At 41.2% G+C, this 7,150-nt stretch carries 4 protein-coding genes and 1 rRNA gene; all 5 read right to left on the reverse strand.

The annotated features are described in order from the left end of the window. Window positions 1-33: 33 nt before the first annotated feature. Window positions 34-1,791, reverse strand: a complete 1,758-nt coding sequence (gene aceK / locus SLS51_RS04820; RefSeq protein WP_323836056.1) for a bifunctional isocitrate dehydrogenase kinase/phosphatase — start codon at window positions 1,789-1,791, stop codon at window positions 34-36. A 51-nt stretch (window positions 1,792-1,842) separates the two neighbouring features. Continuing rightward, the gene (gene aceA, locus SLS51_RS04825; RefSeq protein WP_323836058.1) at window positions 1,843-3,150 is read right to left on the reverse strand and encodes an isocitrate lyase; all 1,308 of its coding nucleotides are present in this window, start codon (window positions 3,148-3,150) and stop codon (window positions 1,843-1,845) included. A gap of 96 nt (window positions 3,151-3,246) precedes the next feature. Beyond that, a complete protein-coding gene (gene aceB / locus SLS51_RS04830; RefSeq protein WP_323836060.1) occupies window positions 3,247-4,845 on the reverse strand; it encodes a malate synthase A in 1,599 nt (532 codons plus the stop codon). Window positions 4,846-5,143: 298 nt separating this feature from the next. Next, window positions 5,144-6,073, reverse strand: a complete 930-nt coding sequence (gene metA, locus SLS51_RS04835) for a homoserine O-acetyltransferase MetA (RefSeq protein ID WP_323836062.1) — start codon at window positions 6,071-6,073, stop codon at window positions 5,144-5,146. Between the two features lie 756 nt (window positions 6,074-6,829). Next, window positions 6,830-6,945 (reverse strand): 5S ribosomal RNA (rrf, locus tag SLS51_RS04840). Between the last annotated feature and the right edge of the window lie 205 nt (window positions 6,946-7,150).

The raw sequence follows: 7,150 nt of genomic DNA on the forward strand, positions 1-7,150 counted from the left end.
ATTACTAACAACAAACGCCAATTCTCAATAAAATCAGGCTGAAACTTTAGCAATAGAGTAAGTTTCTATTTCAATACGTTGACTAAACCGCTGTTTGTGGCGATATGCAAACACATCTTCCACATGACCGTTTTTAATTCGTTCTTGCAATGCCCGCCAGTAGTCTGCTTTAAATAAATCACTATGCATCTCTTCAAAATAACAGCGAATACGACTGTCAGTGCAAAGAAAATGTCGGAATTCTTCAGGAAAAACATCATTTGACGCCACGCTGTACCACGGTTCACCGGCAAGTTCATCTTCTGGGTAACGCGGCGGCGGTATGTCTCGAAAATTAACCTCGGTCATATAACAGATTTCATCGTAGTCGTAGAACACCACACGCCCATGTCGTGTCACACCAAAGTTTTTAAACAACATATCTCCAGGGAAAATATTCGCCGCAGCAAGCTGTTTAATCGCATTACCGTACTCTTCGATGACATCTTTCAACTTCCGTTCTTCCACCTGTTCCATATAAATATTCAGCGGTGTCATCCGCCGTTCCATATACAGATGTTTAATCAAGATTTTATCACCCAAATCTTCCAGCTTTTCTGGCACTTCTTTCTGCAACTCTTCCATTAGTTCAGGACTGATGCGGGCTTTATCAATAACGAAATTTTCAAATTCCTGCGTGTCGGCCATTCTCCCCACACGATCATGTTCCTTGACCAGACGGTAACACTCCTGTACCCGCTCCTGTGTCACCTCTTTCTGCGGCGCAAATTGATCTTTAATCACCTTGAAGACGCGATCAAATGAAGGCGAAGTGAATACCAACATCACCATCCCTTTAACACCGGGAGCAATCATAAATTTTTCTTTGGAGAAGGTAATAAACGCCAGATATTCCCGGTAATATTCTGTCTTACCATGCTTTTGGCAGCCGATTGCCATATAAAGTTCAGACGTTGATTTGGCGGGCAGAATTTCTCTCAGCCATTCAACCAAAGCCGCAGGCAAAGGCGCATAAACCATAAAATAGGAACGGGCGAAACCAAATACAATGCTAGCATCAGCATAATCAGTCAGGCAGGTATCGATAAAAATCCCGCCCGATTCGTTATGATGGATCGGCAATAAGAAAGGATAAACCTGACCTCCAATGCAAATCTTACCTACTAACCAAGCGGCTTTGTTGCGATAAAACAGTTCATTAGTTATCTGAAAAGTTGCCTGTAATAATTCTCCGACTGGAAATGTCTGTTGTAGATAGTCGGTAATATAATAAATATCTCTTTCCAGATTTTCCCAAGGTAAACGCAGCGGCAGATCATTAAGAATTGTCCGTAACATTAAAGCGAGATTATCATTAGGGAAAAAGTCACGCGATAATGGGCGAGGAATATCCCGAAATCTACGCGCAGGCTGCGAGGTAAAAATAAATAATTTATCCGGTGTCAAATTGCGATGCTCAAACAGACGGCAATAAACAGAATTAAAAAAACTCTCGGCAATTTCAAACCGGGGATAATCCGGTAATAAGCCAGTATAAACAACCTTTACCTTGGCAATGTACTCTTCATCATATCCAAAAGCACTATGTATACATTTAAGCTGCTCAACCACCAGCCCAACATGATGATCATAAAGATTAATACGCTTTTTCATCGCTTGCTGAACAGCGTGCCAGTCGGCCTGTTCAAAGCGTTGTTGTGCACCCGAAGTCACTTCCAGAAAGCGGCCATATTGTGCATCGAATCCTTGTAAAATGGTTTGTGCTATCAAATGTGCTGAATCTATCCCCATCGCAACTCCTCAATATATTCAGCCCGCAATAAGCAGGCTGAAACATAACAATCAGAACTGCTGCTCTTCCGTGGAACCTGTCAATGCGGTTACTGACGATGTTCCCCCTTGAATAATCGTTGTGACTTTATCGAAATAACCCGTGCCAACCTCCTGTTGATGAGAAGAGAAGGTATAACCACGGTTCATTGATTCAAATTCTCTTTCCTGTACTTTCTCCACATAATGTTTCATACCTTCACCCTGAGCATAAGCATGTGCCAGGTCAAACATGTTGAACCACATACTGTGGATACCCGCCAGAGTAATAAATTGGAATTTATAACCCATTGCTGACAACTCATCCTGGAAACGTGCAATCGTCTTATCATCCAGATTCTTTTTCCAATTGAACGACGGAGAACAGTTGTAAGCCAACAACTTGCCGGGATATTTAGCATGAATCGCCTCAGCAAAACGACGGGCCATTTCAATATCAGGCGTTGATGTTTCACACCATATCAAGTCAGCATACGGCGCATAGGCCAAACCACGACTAATAGCTTGATCAATACCCGCTCTGGTACGGAAGAATCCCTCAAAAGTTCGTTCGCCGGTAATAAATTCACTGTCATAAGTGTCACTGTCAGAGGTTAACAGATCGGCTGCATCAGCATCGGTACGAGCAATCAACAGCGTCGGTACGCCAGCAACATCCGCCGCCAAACGCGCAGCGACCAATTTTTGAATCGCCTCTTGTGTCGGAACCAGAACTTTACCACCCATGTGACCACATTTTTTCACCGCAGCCAGTTGATCTTCAAAGTGAACAGCCGCAGCACCCGCTTCAATCATGGCCTTCATCAATTCAAACGCATTCAGAACACCACCAAATCCGGCTTCCGCATCCGCCACAATTGGCAGAAAATAATCGATATATTCCTGATGATCAGTACCAATACCATTTGCCCACTGAATCTGATCTGCCCGGCGGAAACTGTTATTAATGCGTTTTACCACCGCCGGGACTGAATCCACCGGATACAAGGACTGATCAGGATACATACTGGATGCAGTGTTAGCATCAGCCGCAACCTGCCAACCAGAAAGATAAACCGCTTCAATACCCGCTTTTGCCTGCTGTAATGCCTGCCCACCCGTCAATGCACCTAATGAGTTGACATAGCCTTTCTTTGCCATGCCATGCAGCAGTTCCCACAGTTTTTTAGCACCAAGCTGCGCCAATGTATGTTCTGGATTAACCGAACCACGCAATTTAACCACATCTTCCACGCTGTACGGGCGAATAATCCCATTCCAACGGTCACTTTTCCATTCTTGTTCCAGTTGAGCGATTTGTTGAGTTCTGGAGATTGTCATAACTTCTACTTCCTATCTTTGTTAAATTAATCGGATATGGTGTTTTGTTATTATTCGTTGCTTAAACTTCTCTCAGTAGCCCTAATAGGATGGGCTCTAATCGAGCAATTGATATCCCGGCAATGTCAGGAAATCTATCAGCTCGTCCTGAGTTGTAATGCGCTCCATCAACTTGGCCGCATCGCTAAATCGCCCTTGACTGAAACGTGTTTCTCCCACTTCTTGCTTAATAACCTCCATTTCCTCTGCCAACATCTGCCTGAACAAACTTTTTGTCACTTTTTTGCCGTTAGATAATGATTTTTCGTGATGAATCCATTGCCAAATAGATGTCCGGGAAATTTCGGCTGTCGCAGCATCTTCCATCAAACCATAAATAGGAACGCACCCATTTCCTGAAATCCACGCTTCAATGTATTGAACCGCTACACGGATATTGGCCCGCATACCTTCTTCAGTACGATCGCCCGGGCAAGGTTCCAGTAATTGAGCTGCGGTAATCGGTGCATCTTCTTCACGGAAAATATCTAACTGGTTTTGCCGCTCTGCCAAGACCCTATCGAAAACGTCCATTACCGTGTCGGCAAGACCGGGGTGGGCAATCCATGTACCATCATGACCATTGCGTGCTTCCAGCTCTTTATCCGCCCGGACTTTATCTAGTACCCAATTGTTGCGCTCAATATCTTTACTGGGGATAAAAGCAGCCATTCCCCCCATCGCAAATGCTCCGCGCTTATGGCAGGTTTTGATCAGCAAACGGGAATAAGCATTGAGGAAAGGTTGATCCATCGTGACAGACTGACGATCAGGCAGAACCCGATCACTATGATTTTTCAGTGTTTTAATGTAGCTGAAAATATAATCCCAGCGGCCACAATTAAGGCCAACGATATGGTGCCGAAGATGGTAAAGAATCTCATCCATCTGAAATACAGCAGGCAGAGTTTCAATCAATACCGTTGCTTTGATTGTGCCTCTCGGTAACTCAAAACGATCTTCGGCAAAGCTGAATACATCACTCCACCACTGAACTTCGTGATAAGACTGAATTTTTGGTAAGTAGAAATAGGGGCCGCTCCCCTTTGCCAGCAATTGCTTATAGTTGTGGTAAAAATAGAGCGCAAAATCAAACAATCCACCGGCAATTGGCTCATTCTGATAGAGAACATGTTTTTCCGGTAAATGAAGCCCTCTTACCCGTGCAATCAGAACAGCGGGATCTGATTGCAATTGGTACGGTTTACCCTGCTCATTAACGTAAGAAATTGTGCCATTAACCGCATCACGCAGGTTGATTTGCCCTTCAATCACCTTATCCCAAGCTGGTGCTAAGGAATCTTCGAAATCCGCCATGAAAACTTTTACGTTAGCATTCAAAGCGTTGATAACCATTTTCCGTTCGACTGGTCCAGTGATTTCTACTCTACGATCACGGAGATCCGCTGGAATATTTTGAATCTCCCATTCACTTTCACGAATGGAACTGGTTTCCGAAATAAAATCAGGCAATTCACCATCATCAATTTTCTTCTGCCAAATATCCCGATCGACTAACAATTTTTTCCGTGCATCAGTAAACCGAACAACCAGATCTTTCAGAAAATCTACCGCTTCAGGTATCAAAATTTCCTGCTCTACTGCTCCAAATCGTTTAATAAACAATAATTCAGTCGCTAAAGTTTGCTGCGTCATTTATCCATCCTCATTTTAAAGCACACCTGAATAAGAGTAATAGATATTTAAAATAAATCAAAAACGATTTCCATTTTTTAAAAAATTTATTTTTATTCAATAAAAAACAATTAGTTAGACTACAAGTTACCAACTTAAAATTAGAGAAATTGATTCCATAAATCACAAGATTATTTTGTTAAGTTTTTGTTATATAAGACAAACTACAAAAAGTGCGATATTTTGACAGGTGTTATGACAGGAAATCAGAAAAAATCAGGAGGGTTAAATGGCTGAAATTCAGCCATTTATAAAGATATTAATCCAGTGTTGGATTCATGTAGGTAAGATCATATGGTGTAATCTGGTACACATAATAATTCAGCCAGTTGGAAAACAATAAATGCCCGTGACTGCGCCATGATGCCAGTGGTTTTCTTTCTGGATTATTATCTGGAAAATAATTTATTGGGATCTTTGGATCCAAACCTGCTGCTAAATCGCGTAAATATTCACTAGCCAACGTTCCAGCATCATATTCCGGATGACCAGTGACAAATACCATACGTTTATCTTTACTCGCCAGTAAATATACCCCCGCATCTTCAGAACTGGAAAGAATATCCAGATCAGTATGTTCACGAACAACCTGTTCAGGAAAATCTGCATAGCGAGAATGGGGAGCAAAAAAAGATTCATCAAAGCCACGAGTTAATAATGCTAAAGAGTCCAGAGTAGAGTGATAATAAACACCTGATAGTTTCACTTCTCTGGTAAACTTCGGCAAACCATACAAAATATTCAAAGCAGCCTGTACAGCCCAACAAATAAATAGAGTAGAAGTGACATGTTCCTTCGCCCAACTAATTATTCTTTCAATCTGTTTCCAATATGCCACATCTTCGAATTCAACTAATCCCAATGGCGCACCAGTGACAATTAAGCCATCAAAGTTTTGGTGTTTTATCTGCTCGAAATCACAATAAAAGTTATTCAAATGTTCAGCAGGCGTATTCCTGCACTTCCGGTTATCTATTCTCAGTAGCTGGATATCTACCTGTAAAGGCGTGTTGGATAGTAATCTTAAAAATTGATTTTCAGTCTCAATCTTCTTTGGCATCAGGTTAAGCAGCAATACCTTTAGTGGACGTATATTTTGAATATTCGCACGAGTAGATGTCATCACGAACACATTCTCGTTTTGTAAAAAATTCACTGCGGGTAATTCATCCGGTATACAAATTGGCATGCTATGACCTCGATTTTTTATCCATTTAAACGTTTAGACTTCCAGATAGCCAAATCTAACTAAGTATTAACAAAATGTCGAGGATTTACAAGTAAGCTGAAATTATTTCATTTTTGGTCTTACAACAATGTTCAACATGTTAATAGTTAATAAATTTAAAGTATTTATAACATAAAATACTTTAAATTATATTTTTTATATAAAAAAATAAGGTAAATTAAATTAAAAATGGAATGAAACATATTAACAATCAATGATATTTTCAGTAGAAATGAGGAAGATAAAAACAAGAAGGCAAAATTATAAGAAGTCAAATTACAAGCTATCAATATTAAAAACAATACACTCTAAGAAAGTACAAGACTAATTGATAAAATATTCTTATTATTAATGTTGAGTTATAAGATTTATCTTCAATATTAGAAGATACACTTTTCTTATAACAAGCTAATTTGAATCAGATGCTAATAATAAGTGCATATTTTCGTCCTCGAAGATCACCCAATAACCGGCGTTTTTCAAGGCAGTGATCTCCACCGTGGTAATACGCAACAGACTCTAAAAAAAATATTCGAACTCATTAAAGTCTGTTAATAACCGGCTCGATGATGTTTATGAATAGATAGCGATTTTCGTCATGCTCGGCTAAGCTGCTGCTAAACAAATTAGCTGTTTCTTAAAGGGAATGAGTAAATAAATAATACTTTAAAACGCAAAAACCCCCAGCTTACGCTGAGGGTTTCTACTGTATTTAAAGCCTGGCAGTGTCCTACTCTCGCATGGGGAGACCCCACACTACCATCGGCGCTACGGCGTTTCACTGCTGAGTTCGGCATGGGGTCAGGTGGGACCGCCGCGCTATCGCCGCCAGGCATATTCGGGTTTACTCCGGCCGTTGCTTCCCTTTCGTCCACAACCACCGAATCAATCGCTGAACAAGCTGAATATTCCTCTCTCTTCTGACAACCGGCTTCTGCCGGCTGCCCTCTGAACACCAAAACACCTTCGGTGTTGTAAGGTTAAGCCTCTCGGTTCATTAGTACTGGTCAGCTCAATGCATCGCTGCACTTACACACC

The organism is Photorhabdus africana (assembly GCF_035181445.1).
Taxonomy (GTDB): domain Bacteria; phylum Pseudomonadota; class Gammaproteobacteria; order Enterobacterales; family Enterobacteriaceae; genus Photorhabdus; species Photorhabdus laumondii.

What these genes read in the sequence shown, in the direction of transcription:
- aceA (WP_323836058.1), bottom strand. Translation starts at nt 3,150, where the DNA reads ATGACAATCTCCAGAACTCAACAAATCGCTCAACTGGAACAAGAATGG.
- metA (WP_323836062.1), bottom strand. Translation starts at nt 6,073, where the DNA reads ATGCCAATTTGTATACCGGATGAATTACCCGCAGTGAATTTTTTACAA.
- aceK (WP_323836056.1), bottom strand. Translation starts at nt 1,791, where the DNA reads ATGGGGATAGATTCAGCACATTTGATAGCACAAACCATTTTACAAGGA.
- aceB (WP_323836060.1), bottom strand. Translation starts at nt 4,845, where the DNA reads ATGACGCAGCAAACTTTAGCGACTGAATTATTGTTTATTAAACGATTT.